This is a genomic window from Brevibacterium antiquum (genome assembly GCF_016107655.1).
GTDB lineage: Bacteria > Actinomycetota > Actinomycetes > Actinomycetales > Brevibacteriaceae > Brevibacterium > Brevibacterium antiquum.
In genome coordinates, this window is the sequence record NZ_JABASX010000024.1 from 1 (window position 1) to 333 (window position 333).

The 333-nt window shown below is 58.9% G+C and carries 1 pseudogene; it reads left to right on the plus strand.

The window, feature by feature from the left end:
- Positions 1-333 (plus strand): annotated as a pseudogene (locus JFC13_RS20105) (HNH endonuclease); the annotation flags it as partial.

Sequence of the window (333 nt, forward strand, 5' to 3'; positions counted from 1 at the left end):
GTCAGCGACTGTCTGCCCAGGAGTGGATCTACGAACGCTTCGCGACTCTCATTGGCCGGATCGATATGACGCGGACCGGTCAAGGTTCGCCCTACGCTCTGGTGGTCACGGCCAAGGCTGAAGACCTCGCCAACGAGACTGGTACCGGGACGACGGGGACTGAGAATCCGGTCCCGATCAGTGAGCTTGTCCGTAATGGTTTGAACGGGGCAGTGTTCTTCGATCTCATCTCCCACAAGGCGAAGACGATGCAGGTGGTCACGGAGAATCGGTTTGCCAATGCCAAGCAGATCGCGGTTCTCACAGCTCGTGATCAGGGGTGTACGTTCCCCG